Here is a 23,800-nt window from a genome sequence, read left to right as displayed (position 1 = left end):
CAAACCACGGTGCTTGCACTGCCGCTAACTCCCGCGAATACTCCCCTATCGCAAGGCGGCCGCTATCGGATGCGTACTTTGATAATAGCTCCACATACGTCAATTTGCCCCCTCGCTTCGAGCCGCCCTTGCGGTATGAGCTTTTTATAGAAAGCGCATACGGGGGTTGTGGTGTCGCTTGCAGCAGGGCTTCGGTTCATCGGGCTTGGATTCGCGGTCAGTCTACCCAGCCTGGCAGCCGTGACCGCCGCTAAGGCACAATCGCTATCGCCGGACACGGCAGGCAAAAGCGACAATGAAATAGTCGTTTATGGTCGGGCGCTCGCGCAGATCGGTCTCGCAACCTCCGGCTCTCAGGGCGTCGTTGGCTACAAGGATTTCGAGAACAAGCCGCTCAGCCGGGTCGGCGAGCTGGTCGAGAACGTTCCAGGCGTCATCGCCACGCAACACTCGGGCACCGGCAAAGCAAACCAGTATTTTTTACGAGGGTTCAATCTCGATCACGGAACCGACTTCGCCGGTTTCGTCGATGGTGTTCCCGTCAATATGCGGACGCATGGTCATGGCCAGGGCTACCTCGATCTGAACTTCCTCATTCCCGAGTTGGTCGAGCGCATCGATTATCGGAAAGGTCCCTATTTCGTCGACGTCGGTGATTTCTCGGCTGCCGGAACTGTTCGCTTCAAGACGGTCGATACGATGAAGCCGACCGCGGAAATCACGGTCGGCAGCTACGGCTATTATCGTGCATTGCTGGCGGGAAGCATGCCAGCAGGCAGTGGCGACCTTCTACTCGCGGTCGATGGCACGGCGTCCAACGGGCCATGGGTGCTCAACGAGGATCTGAAGAAGATCAACGCCGCGGTGAAATATTCGCACGGGAGCGACCGCGAGGGCTTGAGCATTGGCTTTACCGGCTATCACGCGACTTGGAATGCCACCGATCAAGTGCCCCTTCGTGCAATCGAAAGTGGGCTTATCAGCCGATTTGGAAACATAGATCCGTTTCTTGGCGGATCGACAACGCGGATCGGCCTCACCGGAAACGGTTCGTTTAGCGGCACAGACATCAACCTCTTCGCATTATATTACCGCTTTCGCCTTACCTCGAACTTCACCTATTTCCTCGACGATCCGGTCAATGGGGACGAGTTTCAGCAACGCGATCAGCGTGGCGTCTTCGGCGGCTCGGCAAAGCACGACTTCGCAGCGACGATCGCCGGCAAATCGGCCGTTTTTACGATCGGCATGGATGCCCGGTACGATCACATCGGGAAGATCGGCCTCTATCACACTCGCAATGCGATCAGGATCGGGACGGTTCGGCAGGACCGGGTGGATGAATATAGCGGCGCCATCTACGCGCAGATGGCCGCATCACTGACTGAACGCCTCAGGCTTGTGCTCGGCTTGCGCGGTGACCTGTACGGTTATGATGTGCGGTCCGAAACGCTCCGCGCAAATAGCGGGAAAGGTTCAGACGCCATTCTTGGGCCGAAGGCGGCACTTGCTTGGAAGGCTACGGACCATCTCGAGCTTTACGCCAATTACGGTGAGAGCTTTCACTCCAACGATGCCCGCGGTGCAACGATACGGCTCGACCCGAAGACCGGCGATCCGGCCGATACGGTCAAATTGCTGGTAAAGGCGCGCGGCGCAGAGGTCGGCGCACGCGTGGAATATCCGCGTGTCTCGATTTCGCTCGTCGGTTTTTGGCTCTCCCTCGGCTCCGAGTTGGTGTTTTCCGGCGATGGCGGCACGACTGAACCAAACGACGCCACGCGTCGCTACGGCGCAGAGGCGACCCTATTCGTCAGGCCCTCTGATTGGATCACATTCGATGCGTCGGCGGCGCTCACACATGCTCGATTTCATGACGTCGCGCCGGGAGAAGCGCGGATACCTAACTCCGTGGGCAACGTGATCTCGGCCGGCACAACAATTGATTTAGGCCGAGGGCTGTCGGCATCGCTCCGCGTCAGGCACTTTGGTTCGGCTCCTCTCATCGAAGATGACAGCGCAAGATCTAAACCCACGACACTTGTCAATTTTGGGGGCTACTACACATTCGGTCGGGCCAAACTCGGCATCGATGTGTTGAACCTGCTCGCCGCCAAGAATGCTGACATCACCTATTTCTACACTTCTCGTCTGCAGGGCGAGCTGGCATCGGGGGTAGACGATTATCACCTTCATCCGGTTGAACCGCGACAGGTGCGCGTCTCGTTGCGCTATCAATTCTAAGAGCATCGCCGCTTATCGGTCGGTAATCTGACGGTTGCTGATTTAAGGGGAAAGCCTTCCCCTACCGCCGAGCCGCACGGTCTCGGCGGACCCCTTCTGCAGGGAGCCAGCCCCCCGCAACGCCCCCTATATAGACGCCTGCGGCGGAGAATTGGTTCTGGGCCTTCGGCCCGCAGAACGTCACTTGACGTCGGGACCGCTGTTAAAGAACGATCGCTGGCATGGCTGCGGACGCCGCGCATCCGCGCGGCGGCGTTCTCTGTGCCTCTCCCGGTACGGCGGGTGCGGGCGGCGCTCCCGGCTAGGCCCGGCGCGGCCGGCGGCAACCCTCGCGCGCTCGGGTGCTCCTCTTCGTTCCGCCCTGCGGTGCCGCCGGCCACTGGAGCCGGGCCTCTTGGTCGCGTCTCGCCGCCCACCCCCGCCTTCCGGGGAGGCTTGCTGCTTTTTGGGTGGCGATGGAGGACCGCGATGCGCAAAGCTACCAGCCGCCGTGCCCGCCGAGAGGTTGCGGGCGAGGATCGTCAGGCCGACAACCGGGTGAGCCTCTATGACGAGGTGACCGCGCGCATCGTATCCGAGCTTGAGGCCGGGCGTCTGCCTTGGGTTCAGCCTTGGGGATCGACCGGCAGCGCCGGACCCGGCTTGCCGCGCAACGCGCTCACAGCACGCAATTATTCGGGCCTGAATGTGCTGATCCTGTGGGGCGCGGTCATCGAGCATGGCTGGCCGTCGCAGTCGTGGCTGACCTTCCGGCAGGCGCAGGAAGCGGGCGGATGCGTCCGCAAGGGCGAGCATGGCGTGACCGTCGTCTATGCCGACCGCTTCACCCCCGAGGCCGAGAAGGAGCGGGCTTCCCGCGAGGGTGGCGACCCCAAGGCCGTGCCCTTCCTCAAGCGCTTCACCGTCTTCAATGTCGCGCAGTGCGAAGGCGTGCGTGCCGGACTGGCGGCCGATCCCGCGCCGCTGCCCGAGCGCGAGATCGTGCCCGTCGCCGAGGACGTGATCGCCGCGTCGGGTGTGGATTTCCGCATCGGCGGGACGCGCGCCTTCTATGTGCCGTCGCTCGATTTCGTGCAGGTGCCGCCGCAGCCTGCCTTCTTCGAGCAGGTCAATTACTACCGGACCTGCCTCCACGAACTGACCCACGCCACCGGCCATGCCAAGCGTCTCAACCGCGACCTGACCAACGGTTTCGGCAGCAAGGATTATGCGCGCGAGGAACTGATCGCCGAGATGGGATCGGCGTTCCTCTGCGCCGCGCTCGGCATCATGCCGACCGTGCGCCACGCCGATTATATCGGTTCGTGGCTTGAGGTGCTGCGCGAGGACAATCGCGCGATCTTCCGCGCCGCCGGCGCGGCTACCAAAGCCGCCGACTGGCTGCTGGCGCGCCACCGCGAGGCACAGGCCGCGCGCGGGGACGGGAGGATCGCGGCATGATCCTCCTGACCCCGACCTTGCGCTCCGCGCTTCGCGCCAACGACCTTTCCCGTCGCGCCTGTGACGAGAAGGGGCAGCGCTTCGACCCACCGCCCGTGGTCAAGCTGTTCAATCCGCTTGGCGCGGCGACATGGCTGGCTACCGAACTGGCCGAGGATGGCGACACCCTGTTCGGGCTGGCCGACCTTGGCTTCGGTTGCCCGGAACTTGGTTATTTCAGCCTGTCCGAGATCGTCGCCGTGCGCCTGCCTTTCGGCTTGTTCATCGAGCGCGACCTGTCGTTCGAGAGCACCTTTCCGCTGTCCGTCTGGGCCGAATGGGCGCGCCGCGCCGGTTCGATCTTTTGGGCCGAAACCCTGCTGCGCCGCGCCGTCCAGACCGGCGCGGACCCTGATCTTCCGCACCGTTCCGGCGAGCCGGACGGCGGTTGAAGCGCGGGCGGCGCGCTTCGCCGCCAATCCGAAACCGGCCCGCCATCCCCGCAAAGAGCGACGGACCGGCACTCACAAGGAGTTGTGCCATGACACTCGTTTTCATCGATCAAGACAAGCTGTCCGTCAGCAAGACCAACATGCGCTACGGCAAAAAGGCACCGGACGTGTCCGATATGCTGCCGACCGTGCGCAAGCGCGGCATCATCCAGACCTTGCTGGTGCGCCCCAATTGTCAGGACGGTCACTATGAGATCGTCGCGGGCGCGCGGCGCTTCCACGCCGCCCGGATCGTCGCGCAGGAAACCCGCGAGGCCGAGCCGCTGCCGTGCCGCATCCTCGCCGAAACCGACGATGCCGCCGCCATCGAGGCGTCGATGATCGAGAACCTCGCCCGGCTCGATGCCGACGAGGTGACCCAATGGGAGACTTACACTCGGCTGGTGAAGGAAGGCCGCGACGTCGCCGACATCGCCGCCACCTTCGGCCTTCCCGACTTGACCATCGCGCGGGTGCTGGCGCTCGGCAATCTGTTGCCGCGCATCCGCAGCCTCTATGCGGCGGAGAAGATCGACCGCGCCACCGTCCGCCACCTGACGCTTGCCAGCAAAAGCCAGCAACGCGCGTGGCTGGCGCTCTATGATGACCCGGAGACCTATGTCCCGACCGGCCACCAGTTGAAGGCGTGGCTGTTCGGCGGGCAGTCGATCCCGGCCCGGTTCGCGCTGTTCGATCTGGACGGGTTCAAGGGCGCGACGGTCGCCGACCTGTTCGGCGACGACCGCTATTTCGCCGACGCCGATGCCTTCTGGACGGCGCAGAACGAGGCCATCGAGGCGCGCCGCGCGGCTTATCTGAAGGAGGGCTGGAGCGACGTCGTGATCGTCCCCGCGTCCGAGCATTTCCATTCGTGGGAATATGAGAAGGCCGCGAAGCGCAAGGGCGGGCGCGTCTATGTCGATGTCCGTTCGACCGGCGAGGTCACCTTCCACGAGGGCTATCTCTCCGCCAAGGAAGCCCGGCGCGCCGCGCGCGGCGACGGCCCGGAACCCGCGAAACTGGCACGGCCCGAGGTCACATCGACGATGCAGACCTATCTCGACCTGCACCGTCACGCCGCCGTGCGCGCCGCCCTGCTCGGTCATCCCGGCATCGCTTTGCGCCTGATGGTCGCCCACGCCATCGGCGGATCGCATCTGTGGCGGGTGTCGCCCGAACCGCAGGCGGCGCGCAACGACGAGGTCCGCGAGAGCCTCGAAACCTGTCGCGGCGAGACGCTGTTCGACGAGCGCCGCCGCGCGGTGCTTGGCGTTCTCGACTTCTCGTCCGAGGAGCCGACCGTCACCGGCGGCAATGGCGACGACTATGGCGTGGCGGGAGATCGCCTCTCGGCGATCTTCCTGCGCCTGATCGACCTTCCCGACGCCATCGTCATGGAGATCATCACGGTCGTCATGGGTGAGACGCTGGCCAGCGGGAGCGCCGCCGTCGCGGCGGCGGGAACGCAGATCGGCGTGGACATGGCCGACTGGTGGCAGGCCGACCCGGCATTCTTCGAGCTGATCCGCGACAAGGAAGTGCTGATCCGGATCGTCGCCGAAGTGGCGGGCGAGACGGTCGCCACGGCGAATGCGGGCGAGAAGACCAAGACCTTGAAGCGCATCGTCCGTGACCATCTTGATGGTGCGGACGGGCGGACCAAGGTCGAGCGCTGGGTGCCGAAATGGCTGGGCTTCCCAGCATCGGCCTACACCGCGCGCGGCGGTGTCGGCACTGTAGCCGCCCATGCCAAGGTCGAGGCAGCGCGGACCCCGGAGCCGGACCCCGACACCGAGCAGGAGCCGTTGAAGCAAGCTGCGTGACCGAACGCGGGCGGGCTTCGGCCCGCCCGCCATCAGGCCCTGAATATCGGCCGCACGCCTCCGCCGTTCCGGCGTCGGCGCGCGGATTTTTCATCTTGGGGGCGGGTTGAGCGCGTGCACCTTAAGCGTGACGCCCAGCGTTCTGGCGCGGGCCTTCAACTCCTCCGGCAACTCTTCCTCGGTTAGCAGCAGCGCGCGCACGTTGGCCGCGACCGGCAGTTCCTGCGCCGCGATCACCGCGCGGTATTTCACGCATTGGTAGAGTCCGCGCTGCCAGTCGTAATAGCCCGACCGTATCGATTTGACCTCGACCGCGACGAAGGCTGTCCCATCCGTGAAGAAGGCGTCGATCCGGTCGCCGGACAACAGGTCCTTCTCAGGTTCTCCCTTCATCGCGCCCGCTAGGCCGAGCGCCTGCGGATTTTCGACAGCCCATTCCTTGAGCCGACGATGCTCCTCGCTTTCACCCGCGCCCCGCGGGCGTGCCGTCTCGGGTGGCTTGCCGTCCTTCTCGGTGAATTTCTTGGGTTGAGGCCGCCGCGGCGGATCGCCGCCATAGATCGCCCGATAGACCTTGTCCCAATCCGGATAGGCGCGCACGTCGCCGCGGACCTCGGCGACGACATCGAGCTTGCGAGGATCGGTCAGCTTCGTCCAGCCGCGCCCACCGGCCGGCTTGAGGATACGGTCGTAATAGCCGCCGAAGCCGGCCCCCGGAATGCCGGTGGGGCGGGTGACGAGCGCATTGATCAACGGCGCGTCTGGATCGACCCCCTCGATCTGGTCCATCATCGCGCCGGCCACCCAGCCGATATGAGTTGGGAAGACCTTCGGGATTTGCAGCTTTTGCTCGAGCAGGCGCGCGATCGCGCCGTAGGTGACGAACGGTTCGTCACCATCGCGGACATGCTGGAGCAGCAGCTGGAACGCATAGCGCGCGCCCCGCTTCGCGAGATTTGGAACCGTATAAGTGGCCATCGGATACCCCCGGACTCTGCCGAACGGCGAAGTGCTGAGGCCTAAGTGCCATTCCCTTGATCACAACGCACGCGGTCAGCGTAGACGTTCGCACCAAACCGGTTTCGGTCGCCCGTGCGGCCACCACTTCGCGACACCGATCCGCACCAGCTCGGTTCCAAGATCGCGTCCATCGACGACAACGGTGGCCACTGTCCGATTGTAGCTGCGGCCGACCCGGTGGAAGGTCACCTCGCGGCCCGCGAGCAGCGCCTTGGCACGGTCCTTTGCTCGCAATCCCAATACTGTCTCGCCTGCGCATCTGGCCTGGCCGCGGTGCGTTTCCGGAGCATCGATCCCCGCGATCCTGATCCGCTCGCCGCTTTCCAGCCGGAACGTGTCGCCGTCGGTCACCCAGGCGACGCGGCCGGAACCAGGGCCGCCCGCCGCGCCGGCGGGCGCTGCCATCGGTATCGCCGCGATGAGGGCGGTCAGCGCAAGGGCACGAAGCATCAACACGATTATCGCGGTGCCGGGGGCCGATTGTCGAGCGTCATCCGCACGGTGCCAGACCTCCTGCATGTCGACTGCCGCCCTAAACGGACCTCTCTCTCGGGGGGTCTGGCGGGGTCCTCCAGTCCCGCAACGGCGTCGCCGAACTTCTTCCCCGGCTCGGTTCCCTCGCCTTCCTCGCGAGGCAAGAAGCCCGGCTTTGGCCGTCCTCCGCGGTGCTGCGGCCCTGCGGGTGCGGGACCGTCCTTTGCCCGCCTGATCGACCGCCTGTCGAGGCCGCATCGGGCGGCATCGCATCACTTGAAGGAGGTTATCATGGCACAGATTGGCAGCTTCACCCGCGGCGAAAACGGCGTCTACACCGGCGAAATCCGGACCCTGACGCTTCGCGTCAAGGCGAGCATTCGCCCCTGCGAGCGCGACAACGAGAAGGCGCCCGACCACCGGGTCAGCGCATCGGGCGTCGAATTCGGAGCGGCCTGGACCAAGGCGGCGCGCGAGACCGGCGCGGAATATCTGAGCCTCAAGCTCGACGATCCATCGTTCCCGGCGCCGATCTACGCGACGCTCAGCCAGGGCGACGACGGCGAGCACAAGCTCATCTGGTCGCGCTGAACCGGATGCCCCGCGCGCCACTGCGCGCGGGGCATTCACGCCCCGGCGCATCAGGTGTGTCGAAAACGCAGGTCGCGATTCCGACACTCCCCGGCCAGTGTCCCGCCCGCCATTCCCGGTGTCAGCGGCGGCAGATCGCCATCGCTTTCGGACACGGACAGACAGAATGGACAGCGACGACGACATCTCCCGCGCGAGCCGCGCGAAACGCGGCTCCCCCTATCTCAATACCGATCAGGCGGCGGCCTATCTGAAGTTCTCCAGCCGGCTGCTGAAACGGCTTCGGCGTGCCGGCAAAGGTCCGGTGTTCCGGCTGCACAGTCGCTTCGTCCAATATCATATCGACGATCTCGATGCATGGTCGAAGGCCCAGTCGATGGGAGGCCGCGACCATGACCAGGCGTGAAAAGCGCGGGCCGGCGACGCCACTGCTAGAGTGGGGCGATCAGCTTCGTGCCGGCAAGCAGCGGCGGCGGATCCTCGGCCGTCGCATCGCAATCGCCGGCATCGGCATCACCCTGCTGGGGCTGACTATAGCGTCTCCGCCGGCTCCGCGCCTGGTGTGGAATGCCAGCGCCAGCGCGCCGATCGGCCTTTATGCCGTGACCCCCGGAGCGTCCGTCGATGCCGGCGACATGGTCATCGCGCGCGTGCCCGATCCGTGGCGGATGATGGCCGCGCAGCGCCGCTACATTCCCGTCAATGTGCCGTTGGTGAAGCGCGTCGCGGCAGTGGCGGGAGACGAGGTCTGCGCGCTTGGGCAGGAGATCTTCATCAACGGAACATGGGTGGTCGAGCGCCGCGTTGCCGACGCCAGGGGGCGACCAATGCCGTGGTGGAGCGGGTGCGTTCGACTGCGCGGTCGTCAGCTTTTCCTGCTGATGTCGGACAGTCCCGGTTCGTTCGATGGTCGCTATTTCGGCGTGACTGATGGTGGATTGGTCGTTGGAAAGGCGCGGATGCTGTGGGCGCGCTGACCCGGTTGCTATCGGCCATCCTGCTGCTGGCCGCGACCCCCGCCAGGGCCGATGAGGTCGGGCGCTGGCGGCCGATCATCGAGGAGGCGTCGACCCGGTTCGGCATCCCGACCAGCTGGATCGAGCGCGTCATGCGGGCCGAAAGCCGGGGCTATACGACGCTGAACGGGCATCCGATCCGCAGCCGTGCCGGGGCGATGGGCCTGATGCAGATCATGCCCGCGACCTGGGCGGACATGCGCGCGCGCCTCGGATTGGGCACCAATCCCGACGATCCGCGCGACAATATTCTCGCGGGCACCTGCTTCCTGCGGCTAATGTACGACCGCTTCGGCTATCCGGGATTGTTCGGCGCCTACAATGCGGGACCGGGCGCCTATGCCGCCTGGCTCGCCGGCGATCGGAGGCTTTCCGGCGAGACGGTGGCCTATCTCGGTACTGTGGGCGGCAGGTCACAGCCGATGTCGCTGGCCGCCCAAACCGCAGCACCGCCCCCGCTGTTCATCGTCCGGCGAACCGTTTCCGAAGACCGATCCTCATCCACCGCAAGTGAGCCGCAGGCGTCGCTGTTCGCTGTCCGGAAGGTCGGGCCATGATCGCGGGCGTGGGAGGGGCTCGTCTCGACAGGCCCAGCATGACGGCTGCCGGAGCGGCTATCAAGGCCCGTGGGTGCCCCCCAATTTTCTTCGAAAATCGGTTCCCCCCACGTCCGCTTCGCGGCGCTCCACTCCGCTCCGCGGCCCTGACAGCCGCTCCGCCACCCGTCTTCTTCACGATGTTCTCGATCAGGAAAACAGAAGCGAAGGAGATGATCATGGGCATGTTTCAACCCATTTCGGTGGCGTCGGATCGCGTGATGGCGGCGCTGGTTTCGGGGCTGGAGATCGAGTTCGGCCACGGTGTCGGGGAGGCTCTGGCGCATCGGTTCCTGGAGGCCGAAGAGAGTGATTTTCTCTGGGATGCGCGGGAGCAGGAGCGCTGGATCGGCACCTATGAGAGCGCGGACGATGACGAAATCGACCTGGATCGGGTTCGGATTTTCGGGCGACTGGATGGCAGATGGTTCGTCGCGGTGATGATCGCCGATGGCGATGGAAACGCGCACGGGATGATGGGAAAGCGCGAGTTCGGGCGGCGCAAGCAGGCATTGGCGGCGTTCGCGGATGCATGAGGAGCTGCGCATTTCGGGCCGGGGCGCGGTGCCGGGTCGGCATCGTGTCCCGGCCTTTGTTTTGCGCCGAGGGTGGGGAACGGGATGGGAAGAAGGGGAAAGGCGAAAGCAAGAGAAAGGCAATGCCTCGCAGGCATTGCTAAGTGTTTGTCTGCACATCGTTTTTCCGGGAGACAGGCCGCTAGTTGAGCGAGACACGCTCAAAACAAATGGCAGAAATCCGCCATTTTTGGTGCCAAATCGCGAGATTTGGAGCGTACGGTGAGCGAGGACGACGAGTTCACGCCCCGGCTCGGCCGCCAGCGTCAGCGGAGCAGCAAGAAGGCCCGGCGATACCTCGGCCGCGTCGTCGGCGCGGCGATCCGCTCGGCCGAGAAGGGTGCGGTCAGGAGCCGTCGGTTCGACGGCAGCCGGATCGGGCGCGGAGCGAGCATGGGCCGGCTACTGTCGAGCCGCGATCGGTTCGGCGGCATGCGCGCTCGGCGTGCGGTGGTGAAGACGCGGCTGGTCCGCATCGGCACCAAGGGGATGCCCGCCGCGCGCGCGCATCTGCGCTATATCCAGCGCGACGGCGTCACCCGCGAAGGTGCGCCGGGCGAACTCTATTCCGCGGATCAGGACACGGCCGATGGCAAGGCCTTCCTTCAGCGCTGCGACGGCGATCGCCATCAGTTCCGCTTCATCGTCTCCGCGGAGGACGGTTCGGAATATCCCGACCTCAAGCCCTACACCCGCCGGCTGATGGCCCAGATCGAGGCCGACCTCGGCACAAGCCTGGATTGGGTCGCGGTCGACCATTTCAATACCGCCCATCCGCACACGCACATCATGCTGCGCGGTGTCGACGACACTGGTCAGAACCTGATCATCGCGCGCGAATATATCTCGCACGGCATCCGCGAGCGTGCGGCCGAGCTGGCGACGCTCGACCTCGGGCCACGCACCGACCAGGAGATCGAAGCGCGCCTGCGGCACGACATTGGTGAGGAGCGAATGACCGCGATCGATCGCCGTCTGATCCGGTCGATGGATACAGATCGCCTGGTCCTGTCGGCCGACCGCGATCCGTTCCAGCAATCGCTGCGCGCGGGGCGTCTGCAGAAGCTCGCGAGCATGGATCTCGCGGAGAATGTGGGCGGCGGTATCTGGCGCCTCGCCGATGACCTTGAGGGAACGCTGCGATCGCTCGGCGAGCGCGGCGATATCATCCGGACCATGCAGCGCGAACTGACGGCGCGGAACCTGCAGCGGCCATGGATTGGACGAAGCCTATTCGGCGGCGGCGACAGCGACCCAGAACCAATCGTCGGGCGGGTGATCGCACGCGGCTTCTCTGATGAGCTCCGGGATCGACATTTTCTGATCGTCGACGGTGTCGATGGGCACGCCCATTATGTCGACATCGGGCGTGGCGACGCCGTCGCGCCGATCCCGGAGGGCGCGATCGTGCGGGTGTCAGCGCGGAGCATGGAAGTTCGGGACGCCGACAGAACCGTCGCCGAGGTGGCGGCGGCGAATGGCGGGCAATATTCGGTCGACCTGCATCTGCGGAACGATCCTTCGGCCACGCAGGCGTTCGCCGAAACCCATGTGCGCCGGCTCGAGGCGATGCGACGCGCCGGCGCGGGCGTCGAGCGGGAGGCCGACGGGACCTGGACGATCCCGGCTGACCATGTCGATCGTGCGGCCGCCTACGAGGCGCGCCGCCATCGCGACCAGCCGGTGGAGGTGGAGACCCTGTCAGCGCAACCACTGGACCAGCTTCGTGGAGCCGACGCGGCAACTTGGGTCGATCGAGAGCTGGCATCGCAATCTCCGCTGCCGATCCGTGACGCCGGCTTCGGACGCGACGTCCGTGCGGCCATGGCGGGCCGTCAGCAGTGGCTGGTCGAGCAGCAGCTTGCGGATGTCGAAGGGGATCGTATCCGGCTTCGCGCCAACGCGATCATGATGCTTCAGCGACGTGAGCTTCTTCGTGCCGGCGAGGAATTGGCTGGCGAGTTGGGCAAGCCGTTCGTCGAGGCGAGAGCCGGGGAAACTATCGAGGGGCGGCTGGCGCGTCGGGTGGATCTCGCCAGCGGTCGGTTCGCGCTGGTTGAGAAGAGCCGTGAATTCACCCTCGTGCCTTGGCGGCCGGTGTTTGATCGGCGCATCGGCAACCCGGTGGCCGGGGTCGTCAGAACCGATGGAATTAGCTGGCGCATAGGCCGTGGACGAGGGGGGCCAGAGATTCCCTGATCAACTGTTCTTGCTTTGTTCCGTTGTGGATGCTATGTGTCAAGTGCATTGAGTGAAGTGAGCGAATAAGGCATAGTCGCTGCGCCGCGGAATGCCGCGGATCGCTGCGGAGCCAACGATGGGCAAGGATGGAAAGGACGCGGAACGCGTCACGACTACATTGTCCCGCTTGCAAAAGTTGGAGTTGGACCGTTTAGCGAAGGCTGAGGGTGTAAAGGTTGCGTGGCTCGTTCGCCGGGCCGTGGAACGATTTTTGGAGCAGGCGTCGGGCGGCCCGATGCTGCCGTTGGATTTTGAGAGGGGCGAAGATGCGCAGCGCTGAACTCTTCGCCGGATGTGGAGGGCTTGCCCTCGGCATGTCGCAGGCGGGCTTCCGTCACCTTCTCATGGCTGAGTTTGACTCCGACGCGGTCGCCACCGTGCATCATAATCGCGATCGAAAGGTCGAGCACGTCGCACACTGGCCGATGGAGCGTACGGACGTGCGCGATATCGATTGGTCGGCGCACAAGGCACTGGATCTGATCTCTGGTGGGCCGCCATGCCAGCCCTTTGGCATCGGCGGCAAAAAACTTGGCCAGGAAGATCACCGCGACATGTGGCCCGAGGCGATTCGGGCGATCCGGGATGGCGCGCCTCGCGCTTTTCTCTTCGAGAACGTCCGGAATCTCGCCGGTCCGAAGTTCAGGCACTATCTCGAATGGATTCTCGCTCATCTCGAACGGCCGTCGGTGGCCCGTCGACCGGGCGAGTCGTATATTGCCCATACCCATCGGCTGCGCGCGAGTTCGCAACCGCGCGACTACGAGGTCTGCTGGCAGATCGTGAACGCCGCGGATTTCGGCGCCTCCCAGATAAGGCATCGCGTTCTGATTTTCGGTGCCCGGGCCAGCGAGGGTGTGACGCCAATGCCGATGATCGCGACGCATTCCCGCGAACGCCTCTTGTGGGAGCAATATGTCACCGGCGAATATTGGAAGCGGCACGGACTCAAGCCGCGCAAGGCGCCGTCCCTTAGACAGGATCAGGCCACCGTCGCGCGTTTGCGCCAAGCGAAGGCAGCGCCGGTCGGCGCGGCTTGGGTCACGGTTCGAGACGCGTTGTCCGATCTTGGCGATCCCGATGGACTGCGGAACCATGTTTTGCAGCCGGGCGCGCGCGTCTACCCCGGCCACACGGGCAGCCCTCTCGATTTGCCGGCGAAAGCCCTCAAGGCGGGCGACCATGGCGTGCCCGGTGGCGAGAACATGATGGTTCGGGACGATGGGTCCGTGCGCTATTTCACGAAACGCGAAGCGGCGCGGCTGGTCGGCTTGCCGGACGCGTTCGAGTTTCCGCGCTCGTGGAGTGAGAGCATGCGCCAAATGGGCAACGCCGTCCCGGTGCCGCTCGCCTTGGCTGCGGGCGGTTGGCTGCGCCGCCTCCTGAACTCCGGCAAGGTCGGGCTGGCCCCCCGTCGTCGCGCCGCTTAACACGGGTTGGTGGGGAACCAAGTCGGTTGAGTCGCAACTACGGTGCCCCCTTAGGAATTTGAAGGGGTATTGATGGCGCTGTCACCCGATCGGGCCGCGATCAAAGCATTGGAGGAGGCGCTCGCCGGCGTACTCGCGGCGGCGGGCGACAACCCGCCTCAGGCGGTTGTGCGCCGGATTCGCGAAAGCCTGGCCGCGCACGCCAATGCGGTGGAGGCGGCGCGGTCGCGGACCGACCCTGTTCGTATGCCTACTGCGACTTTTGATCCCTCCGATCCAAAAACGGTTGGTAGAATGGTGTCGCTGGCTTTGCTGGCGCAGCCGATGATTCCATTGAGCGCGATCAAATCCGCATACGGGTCGGGCGTCTACGCGATTTACTACACCGGCGACCATCCGCTCTACGCAGCGATCTCCGGCACCGAGACGCCGATCTACGTCGGCAAGGCCGACCCGCAGAACGATGATGCGAGCAATCCCCGCGAGCAGGGCGCTAAGCTTACCGCGCGGTTGCTGGAGCACGCAGGCACGATCGCGACAGCCGCCGGTTACGCCGATCGGCTTCCGTCGGGCCTCCACGCCATCCAACTTGACGACTTCAATTGTCGGCGGCTCGTGTGCGCGACCAACGCGCAGCTCGTCGCCGAAAAGCATTTGATCCGGACCTTCTGGCCGCTTTGGAACCAGGAGACGAAAGCATGCTGGGGCATGAGCAAACACGGTGACGCCGCCACCACGCGGGCCAACAAGCGCTCCCCTTGGGACGTCGTACATCCCGGCCGGCAATGGGCGCTGGACTCACGGCTCGTCGACTCGATCAGTCCCGACGAGATCAAGGCTCGGATCAACGCCACGCTGGAGCGGGCACCGCCACGCACCGATCACGCCAGTCTATTGGAGGAAATGCTGACTGGTTTCCGTCAGGATGGCGAGATCGCCGAGGGAAATGAATCCCCGCCGGTCGGCGACGCGACGGGGCCCAGCTTGGAGGAAGCGGGTGGCGCCGAAGATTGAGGCGGTCGATCCGAAGCGTAGCGCGCAAATGCGGCTCGTTCGAGCGCGCGACACGAAGCCCGAACTTATCGTCCGTCGAGCCCTCCACGCCGCGGGCCTACGCTTTCGTCTTCACGCCAAGGATCTACCCGGCAAACCCGACATCATCTTCCGCCGCAAACGCCTGACAATATTCGTCCACGGCTGTTTTTGGCATCAACACCCCGATCCCAACTGCAAACGCGCGAGATTGCCGAAGTCGCGCCAAGACTTCTGGGAACCAAAGCTGAACGGAAATCGGTCGCGTGACGAAGCCGTTACGGCTACGCTCCAGGACAAGGGTTGGCGAGTGATCGAAATCTGGGAGTGCCAGCTCGATCAGGATCATCTCGCGGAACTGGTGAATGTGGTTCGCGCGGCTGGCGGAGCATCGGCGACCCCACCGTGAAATTGGGGAGGCCGTCTTAGAATGCCGCAGGAACTGGATCTGACGCCGGCGCCACGCGTGCTGCAAATGCTGGGCGAGATCACGCTCGAGCAATGGCGATGTCTCGCGGAATTGATCGATAACTCGATCGACGGCTTCATCGACGCGGCCAGGGCTGGAACGCCCATCACGCGGCCGGAAATTTCGGTCACCATACCAATGGCTGACACCGACGCGGCGCGCGTTTCGGTGAAGGACAACGGACCGGGAATGTCGCTTGAGATACTCGAGAACGCGTTGCGGGCGGGCTGGACCGGAAACGACCCGCTCTCGAAGCTTGGGCTCTTCGGTATGGGCTTCAACATTGCGACCGCGCGCCTCGGCGTGGTCACCGAGGTCTGGACCAGCCGCAGCGGTGATCCGGAGCAAGTAGGCGTTCGCATCGATCTCGAAGAGTTGCGTGCTTCGAACAATTATCGAGTGCCGCGTCAGACACGTCCCAAGGCCGATCATACCGATCACGGCACCGAGATTGTCATTTCACGCCTGAAGCCGGAGCAGAGGGCCTATCTGGCGCGCGCGAACAATCGCACCACGATCAAGAAACATTTGGCGAAAACCTACTCGGCGCTTCTCTCGAATTCGGACGCCGGCACCATACGACTCATGCTTGGCGGTGCTCGCGTCATGCCGTTGCGGCCGTGTGTTTGGGACGCCAGTCGTTCCGTTGATTTGCCGGACGGAACGACCGTCAACGCCGTTGAGCAGTTCGACGTGGCGCTCGCGCCTCGGCGCTACTGCCAGCATTGCATGCGCACCTTGGCGTCGGACCAGGAGTCGTGCCCGACCGGCAGCGCGTCCTGCTCCATCGTCGAGACACCCCGAAGGGTCCGAGGCTGGGTGGGCCTGCAGCGTTATCTCGACAAATCCGACTTCGGAATCGACTTCATCCGCAACGGGCGAAAAATCGAGATCGGAAACAAGGATCTCTTCATCTGGAACGACGGGGAAACACAGGAAAGCGAGTATCCGATCGACGATCCGAGAAGTCGGGGACGCTTCATCGGCGAGATCCACCTCGACCACTGCCAGGTTAGCTACACCAAGAACCGGTTTGAGCGGGACGACCCGGCATGGGGCGAAATGGTCCGGGTCGTGCGCGGTGAGGGACCACTTCGGCCTAACGCGGCGAGGCTCAAGGGATATGAAGGCAACCACAGTCCGCTTTACAAGCTGTTCCAAGCCTTTCGGCGGACCAGCCCGCAGGGAAAAAACGGACTATGGTCTCGGATCATGGTCGTCCAGGACAACGACCGAGCCGTCGAGATGGCCGGGTTCTTCGCGGCGGCCGACCCGGACTATCTTACGGACGAACGATGGTGGCAGCGCGTTGAGGAGCAGGACGCGAAAATACTTGGCGACACGCCCGGTAGCGGTGACGGTGCGGCGATTCCCGAAGGTTTTCTCGGCGAAGGAGGCGACGCCGAACCCGGCGAACCGGCCGCGCCCGAACAACCCGACGCGGCGCCTCCTGCGGCATCGCCCGAACCCCCGCCACCGCCGGCGAGACGTCCGATTTTCGAGCTCACTCGGAAATACATTCATCCGACATACCGCGCCGAATTCGATGTCGAGGCGTTCGCGGTCGATCCGGCCGACCCACAGCTTCCCACCGGCCAGGCTTGGACGGTGCGGCTGGATGACGTCGCGACGCGAACATACGCCTTCCTCGTCGATACGTCCCACGAGATGTTTCGCTCGACGACCATGACGCCGCTGGATGCCCTGTTGGTGGACCTGACCTACCGCACGATCGAATTCATCAAGGGGCACAGTTTGGAGGCGACCGTGGCGAATGTGCTCGCCGACCTGCGCGCCGAATATTGTGTCGACACCAAGTTGGATGAGCAGGACATCATCGCCGTCGCGGGAAATACGCTAACGGAGATTTGCCGTGCGGCGGCCGGCCTCGTCAGTGGACAGCCGGCCGACACGATGCATGGGGAATTGACCGAGCGCGAAAAAGAGGGCGTCGCCCGCCGCATGGCCGGACGCGGTGTGTCCGACCCGCGCGCCCTGATCCAAGATGGCCGTTTTTGGGAGTATGCGGACGGCGCCGCCGTTCGCCGACTTTTCCAGCGCCATCCGGAACTGTTCCTCGACGGCAATTATTGGGAGGACGCCTATTCGTCGCTCGATTTCGGCGCGAGCGACGTCACCGAGGAGGCGAAGGCCGCCACCGTGGCCCGGTATGATGCCTACCTCGGCGACGCGATCTGGCTCGTCGATCAGACTCCCGCCGATCTCGCTCGTGCTTCCCGGGACGCGGTGATCCGAGCGACGTGTTCGCTTCGATTGTTGAGACCGGACTCGTACGTGTGATCCCGGAACCGTTCCTGAATACCCACAGCTTGCTGCACGGCTCGTGGCAGGCGTTCGAGCGTGACATCGCCAGATTGCTCGTCTGCAACGGTTTTGACGATGTGCGGCTCATCGGTGGTTCGGGGGACGCGGGCGCCGACGTCCTCGGTGTGAAGAACGGAGAGCTATGGGTTATCCAGTGCAAGTTCACCACCAACGGATACCCCTCCGCAGGCGCGGTTGATCAGGTCGGTGAGGCTGGTCGCTACTACAAAGCGGACCGTCTCTTCGTCGCGACGAGCCGGCGAGCGGGACCGGCGATGCTGGACGCGATCCGGCGCTGGGCCGCTCTCGGCATAACGATCGGCATATTGGAACCCGCGACGCTGCTCGAGATGGCGAGGCGTAGTCCCGAATATCCGCCGAGCAGGCGGGACTTGCGCGACTATCAATCGGAAGCGGTCGATAAATTCATCGGGACGCTGAGAGAGACTGGTCGCGGACAGGTCGTGTTGGCGACGGGTCTCGGCAAAACCGTGGTTTTGGCGGAAAGCGTTTCGCAACTCTTTCGCGACGAGGCGATTTCCGGCTCGAAGGTCTTGGTTCTGGCTGGGACGCGCGAATTGGTCGATCAGCTACAGCGCGCGTTCTGGGATCAACTCCCCAAATGGGTACCGACCCACCGAATGATGGGCGGCGAGTTCCCCAGCGCCTGGGAAGGGATCACTTTCGCGACGGTTCAAAGCGCCGTTTCGCGCCTCGATCAGCTACCCGAATTCGGCGTCGTCCTGATCGATGAGGCCCATCACGTCGGTTCGGACAGTTTTCGACGCGTCACCGACCAACTGACCGATGCTATGATCGGAGGCGTGACCGCAACTCCCTGGCGGGGCGATGGGTATGACATCGATCATCTGCTGGGCCCGCCGGTCGTCCGCATCGGGATAGCCGAGGGCTTGCGGCGAGGCTTTCTTTGCGAGGCGGACTACCGTCTCTTGGCTGATAACATCGACTGGTCCTTCGTGCGCGCCCAATCAAGGAACAGCTACTCGCTCACGCAGCTGAACAAGTTGCTGCTCCTGCCCACCCGCGACGAGGAGGCGGCGCGTTCGATCCGCGAGACGTTCGACAAGGAGGAACGGCGCTCGGCGATCATCTTTTGCTCGTCGGTCGCCCACGCCAAGAGCTTCGCGGCGATGTTGCGTCTTTTCGGATTCAGGGCGGAGCCGATCACCGGCGACATGACACCGCGCGAGCGCGACCGGGTGATGTCGAATTTCCGCAAAGGCGCGCTTGACGTCGTTACCACGCGCGACCTCTTCAACGAGGGTGTGGACGTGCCCGATGTCGACATGATCGTGTTCATGCGCGTCACCCACAGCCGTCGCATCTTCGTGCAGCAATTGGGACGCGGACTGAGGATCAGTCCGCGAAAGACCAAGGTCGTAGTGCTCGATTTCGTCAGCGACCTGCGGCGGCTGGCCGAGGTGGTCGAGCTTGAACGGGCCGTACGCGGTGATGTCGAGCGCCTGCGCCTGCCGGGCGTCATCCAGTTTCGCGATGAGGGCGCCGGCAGCTTCATGCTCGATTGGATGAAGGATCAAGCGGATCTCTTTATGCGCGAGGGGGATCCGACGCTTGAACTTCCCGCGTTCGACTTTCCTCCACCGCATGCGGGAGGGGGAATTCAATGACGGCAATCCCCTCCAAGATACGCGACGCGATGCGCGACAAGCTTTGGGAACAATGCGACGATCTTGGTTGGATGGCGCTGCAGGATGTCGAGCGCGCCCGATACTATGAGCAGTGGACTCGCGACAGCACCATCGGCGGTCAGTTGGCCCAAGTCATGGATGCGCGAAAGGTTCGAGTTTACATAAAGGACTCGCTGGTCAAACCGTATGTACGAGCGCGACTATCCTTGAATGAATCCGAGGTTTGGCGGCTTTTGGACCTGACCGAGACTGATCGATCCGTACAAACCTTCATTAAGCCTCATGGCCGACGGCTCGAAGACGGACGAATAGTGGGCTGGGGTCGGAGCCGAGATTGGAAATCGGTGCTCATGGCCGTCTTCGAGCGGAGTCGCGCGGCAAAATCCTACTCTGCCTTCGGTGTCGTGTTGCTGGAGAGCGGCAAGACCGAGAGCGAGAAATCCCGATCCCTGGTTCGAGAGGCGGCCTCGCTTCTGGGGATTGATAAACTGGCGTGGCTGGAGTGACGATGAAGGACAAGTTTCCGGGCTGGTACACCCGCGACGCCGATCGCATCTCCGCGCTTTGGGAGACGGCGATATTCGTTCCGGACGCGAATGTCCTACTTCATTGTCTCCGTCATCCAGCGAAAGTCCGAAACGAATTGATTCGGGTATTCACGATCCTGCGCGAGTCCCTCTGGATACCCTATCAGGTTGGCCTGGAGTTTCATCGAAACCGCCTCGACGTCGAATTTGGTGCTCAGGATACCTATCAGCGCCTGACCGCCGACTATGACGGTCTCCTGAAGCAAATCGAGGAAAAGCTCCGACAGTTGAGGGCGCACCCCGTCATTGAGGTGGAAAGGGAACTCGCCGCGATCGCGACCTTCCAGGCAGATTTCCATGCCCGCATGGACGCGGCCGCCCAATCTCACCCCAAGGACGAGATCCAGACCGCGATGGACGAGCTAACTGCTCTGCTGGAGGGACGAGTCGGTGAAAAATGGCCTGCCGATCGCCTCGCGGCGATCAAAAAGGAAGGCGACGATCGATACGCCAAGAAGATCCCGCCCGGATTCAAGGATATCAAGAAGGACGGCGATCTCGATAAGTTCGGCGATCTCATCATTTGGAAGGACATGATAGCCAAAGCGAAGGAGGAAAAGCGGCCAATCGTCTTCATTTCCGACGACGTGAAGGAGGATTGGTGGTGGCTCTACAGGGGACGGAAACTAGGGCCGCGCCCCGAATTGGTCGAGGAATTCCATAGCGAAACGGACGGTCAGGAATTCCTGATCTATGAGTTTACGAACTTCCTTCGGGTCGCTGCGGAACGCCACCAGGAAATCCGTGAAAATGTGGACGAGGTGGAAAAGAGCCTTCTTGGCGATGAGCGCGCCAAGCGCCGCCAACGAGAGGCGAACGACGCGAATGACGTCGTCATCAGAATCTCCGAACTGGAGGACGAGCGCGAACGCATCGTCCAGACCCTTTCGGGAAGCCCAACGCTCGATGGCGAGCGCCTGTCCTCGGACCGCTCCCAACTTCGCGCGCGACTTGACGCGATAAATGGTGAGCTCAGTATTTTAGAGTCCTCGGTGAGGAGCAACCCCTCCGACTTCAGTCGGATAGTTGCTTCAGCCCCAGACTCGGTGGATAGCCTGTAACCTCGGGAAAAGTGAGACCGCCGATAGGCGTGAAGTCTCACTTTTCCCGAGGTTACAGGCTATGGGCTATTCGACCGGTTGTCACACGACCTTCCATCATCGCTACCATCTCGTCTGGGCGCCGAAGTACCGGTTCAAGGTTCTCCGGGGCGAGGTCCGCCTGAGGGTCCGCGAGATCATCCGCCAGGTCTGCGCCGAGATGGGTGTGACGATCATCAACGGCGCCCTGTCATGCGACCACGTCCACATGTTCGTCGAGATCCCGCCGCACGTCTCGGTGAGCGACTTCGTCCGCCGGGCAAAGGGCCGATCATCGCGCAAAATCCAGCAGGAGTTCGAGCATATCCGCAAACGCTACTGGGGCCAGCGCTTCTGGCAACGGGGCTATTTCTCAACCACGTCCGGCAACATCACCGATGACATCATCATGCGATATCTCGACCGACATACCCACAAACAAGGCTTCAGCCCCGCCCCATGATCCTACCGGCGTCAGCCGGTCAGTCGTTCAGCCACCAGCGCCTCAGCCGACGCCCCGAACAGCCCGGAAAATGAACGGGGGGATTGATCGTCCCCAGATCGGTACCTTGGGTCACCAGACAGCCTCTCATTCAATCGAGCGCTTTCGTCGAAGTTAACGGCCGAGCCCACACGAATTGATTCTCGTGCGGGCGGAGGCCCGCATGACCCCGACCAAACTTCTCATCGGACAGATCATCGCTGTGTTCGCCATCGTATTGGCGGGCGTCTGGTTCGCCACGCAATGGGCTGCCGCCGAATTGGCCTATCAACCCGAGCTTGGCCGACCATGGTTCGTCGCGTTTGGTCATCCGGTCTACCTGCCCTGGTCCCTATTCGGCTGGTGGTTCTCGTTCGAGGCCTATGCGCCAACCCTGTTCGAGGAGGCCGGTGCGATCGCCGCGACGAGCGGTTTGCTCGGCTGCGCCGCCGCGATCTTCGGATCGCTCTGGCGTGCACGGCAACGCAAGAACATCACGACATATGGCTCCGCACGCTGGGCCACCGCGAAGGATATCCGTAGTGCTGGCCTACTCACCGAATCCGGCGTTTTTCTTGGTCGGACCGGACCACGTTATCTTCGTCATGACGGTCCCGAGCACATCATGGCGTTCGCCCCGACGCGCAGCGGCAAGGGCGTTGGGCTGGTCGTGCCGACCTTGCTTGGCTGGTCAGGCTCGGCCGTCATCCATGACATCAAGGGCGAGAACTGGCAGCTGACCGCCGGCTGGCGCCAGCGCTTCTCCCACTGCCTCCTGTTCAATCCAACCGATGCTCGTTCGTCGCGCTACAACCCGTTGCTGGAGGTTCGCCGCGGGATCGACGAGGTCCGCGATGTTCAGAACATTGCCGATATCCTCGTCGATCCCGAAGGCGCGCTGGAGCGCCGTAGCCACTGGGAAAAAACCAGCCACTCCCTGCTCGTCGGCGCCATCCTCCATATTCTCTATGCCGAGGAAGATAAGACGCTCGCGCGGGTGGCGTCCTTTCTGTCCGATCCGCAACGTCCGTTCACCGCCACGCTTCGCCGGATGATGACTACAAATCATCTCGGCACGGCCGAAGCGCCTGTCGTTCACCCGGTTGTCGCGTCGGCGGCGCGTGAAGTCCTCAATAAGTCCGAAACCGAGCGATCCGGCGTGTTGTCGACGGCCATGTCGTTCCTTGGTCTCTACCGCGATCCGACAGTGGCGATGGTTACGTCGCGCTGCGACTGGCGGATCGCGGACCTTGTCGAGGGCAGATCGCCGGTCTCGCTCTACCTTGTCGTGCCGCCCTCTGACATCAGCCGCACCAAGCCGCTTATTCGCCTAGTGCTCAACCAGATCGGCCGCCGACTGACCGAGCATCTCCACGCCGAGAATGGGGCGAACGCGGCTGCTCGGCACAAACTGCTGATGATGCTCGACGAGTTTCCGGCGCTCGGTCGCCTGGACTTCTTCGAGACCAGCCTCGCCTTTCTCGCGGGCTATGGCGTGCGCGCCTTCCTGATCGCCCAAAGCCTCAACCAGATCGAGAAGGCCTACGGCGAACACAACGCCATCCTCGACAATTGCCATGTCCGTATCGCGTTTGCGACTAATGACGAGCGAACCGCGAAGCGCATTTCCGATGCGCTTGGAACAGCGACCGAGCAGCGCGCGATGCGCAACTATGCCGGGCATCGCCTCGCGCCTTGGCTCGCCCATGTCATGGTCAGCCGGCAGGAGACCGCCCGCGCCCTGCTGACGCCCGGCGAAGTGATGCAGCTGCCCGCGACCGACGAGCTTGTGCTCGTCGCCGGCACACCGCCGATCCGTGCGACCAAGCTTCGCTACTTCGAGGACCGGACTTTCAAGGCTCGCGTGCTGCCACCGCCGAACCTGGCGAGCGGTGACTATGCCGATCGGCCGACAGCGCGGCCGGACGTTTGGGCAGGCACCGTTCGCGGCACCGATGCACGTCTCGGTGCCGGAGAAGATGAGGTCGGCGGCGATGGTGGCGGAGGTTTGGAGCAGGCCCGGCAACCCGGGCAGGAAATCGATCACCCGCTGGCCCCCGATCCCGTCACCACCGACCCGCTCGGTCTCGGCGCTGATGACGACGATGCCGCAGCCGATCAGCGCGCCATGGATCAGGCACGAGCGCTTGGCACCGCACGCACCGTCTACGCCATCGACGCCGGCGCCGATGGTTCGAACGGGCATCGACCCGGCGACCTGCAGCTGGATCTTTGAC

At 63.7% G+C, this 23,800-nt stretch carries 22 protein-coding genes; 20 read left to right on the top strand and 2 right to left on the bottom strand.

Going from position 1 to position 23,800, the window contains the following annotated elements:
• Nucleotides 1–171: 171 nt before the first annotated feature.
• The 4 genes from AAC640_RS16375 (at nt 172) to AAC640_RS16360 (ending at nt 5,977) form a co-directional block, all read left to right on the top strand.
• Nucleotides 172–2,244 (top strand): TonB-dependent receptor, encoded by a 2,073-nt coding sequence (locus tag AAC640_RS16375; protein ID WP_340268195.1) that lies wholly within the window; start codon nt 172–174, stop codon nt 2,242–2,244.
• Nucleotides 2,245–2,712: 468 nt separating this feature from the next.
• Nucleotides 2,713–3,684, top strand: a complete 972-nt coding sequence (locus tag AAC640_RS16370; RefSeq protein WP_340268193.1) for an ArdC family protein — start codon at nt 2,713–2,715, stop codon at nt 3,682–3,684.
• A complete protein-coding gene (locus tag AAC640_RS16365) occupies nt 3,681–4,115 on the top strand; it encodes a DUF2958 domain-containing protein (protein WP_340268191.1) in 435 nt (144 codons plus the stop codon). Before AAC640_RS16370 ends, AAC640_RS16365 begins: the two co-directional genes overlap by 4 nt.
• 89 nt (nt 4,116–4,204) lie before the next feature.
• Nucleotides 4,205–5,977: a ParB/RepB/Spo0J family partition protein gene (locus AAC640_RS16360; RefSeq protein ID WP_340268189.1), complete on the top strand. Its 1,773-nt coding sequence runs from the start codon at nt 4,205–4,207 to the stop codon at nt 5,975–5,977.
• A 90-nt stretch (nt 5,978–6,067) separates the two neighbouring features.
• Here AAC640_RS16360 and AAC640_RS16355 read toward each other — a convergent pair whose 3' ends face one another.
• Both AAC640_RS16355 and AAC640_RS16350 read right to left on the bottom strand, forming a co-directional pair.
• Entirely contained in the window at nt 6,068–6,955 is an 888-nt protein-coding gene (locus tag AAC640_RS16355) for a hypothetical protein (protein WP_340268187.1), read from the bottom strand.
• A gap of 75 nt (nt 6,956–7,030) precedes the next feature.
• A complete protein-coding gene (locus tag AAC640_RS16350; RefSeq protein ID WP_340268185.1) occupies nt 7,031–7,516 on the bottom strand; it encodes a thermonuclease family protein in 486 nt (161 codons plus the stop codon).
• A 246-nt stretch (nt 7,517–7,762) separates the two neighbouring features.
• On the opposite strand from AAC640_RS16350, the gene AAC640_RS16345 reads away from it, so the two are divergent.
• From AAC640_RS16345 to AAC640_RS16270, 16 genes are all read left to right on the top strand, one after another.
• Nucleotides 7,763–8,062 (top strand): DUF736 domain-containing protein, encoded by a 300-nt coding sequence (locus tag AAC640_RS16345; RefSeq protein ID WP_340268183.1) that lies wholly within the window; start codon nt 7,763–7,765, stop codon nt 8,060–8,062.
• 166 nt (nt 8,063–8,228) lie between these two features.
• Nucleotides 8,229–8,468 (top strand): helix-turn-helix domain-containing protein, encoded by a 240-nt coding sequence (locus AAC640_RS16340; protein ID WP_340268181.1) that lies wholly within the window; start codon nt 8,229–8,231, stop codon nt 8,466–8,468.
• Nucleotides 8,455–9,039 (top strand): S26 family signal peptidase, encoded by a 585-nt coding sequence (locus AAC640_RS16335; RefSeq protein WP_340268179.1) that lies wholly within the window; start codon nt 8,455–8,457, stop codon nt 9,037–9,039. The genes AAC640_RS16340 and AAC640_RS16335 overlap by 14 nt, the downstream gene beginning before the upstream one ends.
• On the top strand, nt 9,027–9,635 hold the full coding sequence (locus AAC640_RS16330; RefSeq protein ID WP_340268177.1) for a lytic transglycosylase domain-containing protein: 609 nt from the start codon (nt 9,027–9,029) through the stop codon (nt 9,633–9,635). Before AAC640_RS16335 ends, AAC640_RS16330 begins: the two co-directional genes overlap by 13 nt.
• Nucleotides 9,636–9,895: 260 nt before the next feature.
• Nucleotides 9,896–10,210: a hypothetical protein gene (locus AAC640_RS16325; RefSeq protein ID WP_340268175.1), complete on the top strand. Its 315-nt coding sequence runs from the start codon at nt 9,896–9,898 to the stop codon at nt 10,208–10,210.
• A gap of 261 nt (nt 10,211–10,471) precedes the next feature.
• The gene (rlxS, locus tag AAC640_RS16320; RefSeq protein ID WP_340268173.1) at nt 10,472–12,448 is read left to right on the top strand and encodes a relaxase/mobilization nuclease RlxS; all 1,977 of its coding nucleotides are present in this window, start codon (nt 10,472–10,474) and stop codon (nt 12,446–12,448) included.
• 118 nt (nt 12,449–12,566) lie between these two features.
• A complete protein-coding gene (locus AAC640_RS16315; protein ID WP_150290000.1) occupies nt 12,567–12,770 on the top strand; it encodes a ribbon-helix-helix domain-containing protein in 204 nt (67 codons plus the stop codon).
• Nucleotides 12,757–13,920 (top strand): DNA cytosine methyltransferase, encoded by a 1,164-nt coding sequence (locus tag AAC640_RS16310; protein WP_150289999.1) that lies wholly within the window; start codon nt 12,757–12,759, stop codon nt 13,918–13,920. Before AAC640_RS16315 ends, AAC640_RS16310 begins: the two co-directional genes overlap by 14 nt.
• A 72-nt stretch (nt 13,921–13,992) precedes the next feature.
• A complete protein-coding gene (locus AAC640_RS16305) occupies nt 13,993–14,934 on the top strand; it encodes an Eco29kI family restriction endonuclease (RefSeq protein WP_150289998.1) in 942 nt (313 codons plus the stop codon).
• Nucleotides 14,918–15,361 (top strand): very short patch repair endonuclease, encoded by a 444-nt coding sequence (locus AAC640_RS16300; protein WP_240334152.1) that lies wholly within the window; start codon nt 14,918–14,920, stop codon nt 15,359–15,361. The genes AAC640_RS16305 and AAC640_RS16300 overlap by 17 nt, the downstream gene beginning before the upstream one ends.
• A gap of 21 nt (nt 15,362–15,382) precedes the next feature.
• Entirely contained in the window at nt 15,383–17,722 is a 2,340-nt protein-coding gene (locus tag AAC640_RS16295; protein WP_340268166.1) for an ATP-binding protein, read from the top strand.
• A complete protein-coding gene (locus tag AAC640_RS16290; protein ID WP_340268164.1) occupies nt 17,719–19,395 on the top strand; it encodes a DEAD/DEAH box helicase family protein in 1,677 nt (558 codons plus the stop codon). The genes AAC640_RS16295 and AAC640_RS16290 overlap by 4 nt, the downstream gene beginning before the upstream one ends.
• The gene (locus tag AAC640_RS16285; protein ID WP_150289997.1) at nt 19,392–19,922 is read left to right on the top strand and encodes a hypothetical protein; all 531 of its coding nucleotides are present in this window, start codon (nt 19,392–19,394) and stop codon (nt 19,920–19,922) included. The genes AAC640_RS16290 and AAC640_RS16285 overlap by 4 nt, the downstream gene beginning before the upstream one ends.
• 2 nt (nt 19,923–19,924) lie before the next feature.
• Entirely contained in the window at nt 19,925–21,064 is a 1,140-nt protein-coding gene (locus AAC640_RS16280; RefSeq protein ID WP_340268157.1) for a PIN-like domain-containing protein, read from the top strand.
• A gap of 61 nt (nt 21,065–21,125) precedes the next feature.
• Nucleotides 21,126–21,545, top strand: a complete 420-nt coding sequence (tnpA, locus tag AAC640_RS16275) for an IS200/IS605 family transposase (RefSeq protein WP_340268155.1) — start codon at nt 21,126–21,128, stop codon at nt 21,543–21,545.
• Nucleotides 21,546–21,747: 202 nt separating this feature from the next.
• A complete protein-coding gene (locus tag AAC640_RS16270; RefSeq protein ID WP_340268153.1) occupies nt 21,748–23,799 on the top strand; it encodes a conjugal transfer protein TraG in 2,052 nt (683 codons plus the stop codon).
• Nucleotide 23,800 lies beyond the last annotated feature (1 nt).

The organism is Sphingobium mellinum (assembly GCF_037860795.1).
Taxonomy (GTDB): domain Bacteria; phylum Pseudomonadota; class Alphaproteobacteria; order Sphingomonadales; family Sphingomonadaceae; genus Sphingobium; species Sphingobium mellinum.
The sequence above is the reverse complement of the archived record's forward strand: the minus strand, read 5'-3'. Positions and strand labels throughout refer to the sequence as shown.

Excerpts from the sequence above, each read along its gene's own strand:
- AAC640_RS16370 (WP_340268193.1), top strand. The coding sequence starts at position 2,713 with ATGCGCAAAGCTACCAGCCGCCGTGCCCGCCGAGAGGTTGCGGGCGAG.
- AAC640_RS16365 (WP_340268191.1), top strand. The coding sequence starts at position 3,681 with ATGATCCTCCTGACCCCGACCTTGCGCTCCGCGCTTCGCGCCAACGAC.
- AAC640_RS16360 (WP_340268189.1), top strand. The coding sequence starts at position 4,205 with ATGACACTCGTTTTCATCGATCAAGACAAGCTGTCCGTCAGCAAGACC.
- AAC640_RS16355 (WP_340268187.1), bottom strand. The coding sequence starts at position 6,955 with ATGGCCACTTATACGGTTCCAAATCTCGCGAAGCGGGGCGCGCGCTAT.
- AAC640_RS16350 (WP_340268185.1), bottom strand. The coding sequence starts at position 7,516 with ATGCAGGAGGTCTGGCACCGTGCGGATGACGCTCGACAATCGGCCCCC.
- AAC640_RS16345 (WP_340268183.1), top strand. The coding sequence starts at position 7,763 with ATGGCACAGATTGGCAGCTTCACCCGCGGCGAAAACGGCGTCTACACC.
- AAC640_RS16340 (WP_340268181.1), top strand. The coding sequence starts at position 8,229 with ATGGACAGCGACGACGACATCTCCCGCGCGAGCCGCGCGAAACGCGGC.
- AAC640_RS16335 (WP_340268179.1), top strand. The coding sequence starts at position 8,455 with ATGACCAGGCGTGAAAAGCGCGGGCCGGCGACGCCACTGCTAGAGTGG.
- AAC640_RS16325 (WP_340268175.1), top strand. The coding sequence starts at position 9,896 with ATGGCGGCGCTGGTTTCGGGGCTGGAGATCGAGTTCGGCCACGGTGTC.
- AAC640_RS16315 (WP_150290000.1), top strand. The coding sequence starts at position 12,567 with ATGGGCAAGGATGGAAAGGACGCGGAACGCGTCACGACTACATTGTCC.
- AAC640_RS16310 (WP_150289999.1), top strand. The coding sequence starts at position 12,757 with ATGCGCAGCGCTGAACTCTTCGCCGGATGTGGAGGGCTTGCCCTCGGC.
- AAC640_RS16305 (WP_150289998.1), top strand. The coding sequence starts at position 13,993 with ATGGCGCTGTCACCCGATCGGGCCGCGATCAAAGCATTGGAGGAGGCG.
- AAC640_RS16295 (WP_340268166.1), top strand. The coding sequence starts at position 15,383 with ATGCCGCAGGAACTGGATCTGACGCCGGCGCCACGCGTGCTGCAAATG.
- AAC640_RS16285 (WP_150289997.1), top strand. The coding sequence starts at position 19,392 with ATGACGGCAATCCCCTCCAAGATACGCGACGCGATGCGCGACAAGCTT.
- AAC640_RS16280 (WP_340268157.1), top strand. The coding sequence starts at position 19,925 with ATGAAGGACAAGTTTCCGGGCTGGTACACCCGCGACGCCGATCGCATC.
- tnpA (WP_340268155.1), top strand. The coding sequence starts at position 21,126 with ATGGGCTATTCGACCGGTTGTCACACGACCTTCCATCATCGCTACCAT.
- AAC640_RS16270 (WP_340268153.1), top strand. The coding sequence starts at position 21,748 with ATGACCCCGACCAAACTTCTCATCGGACAGATCATCGCTGTGTTCGCC.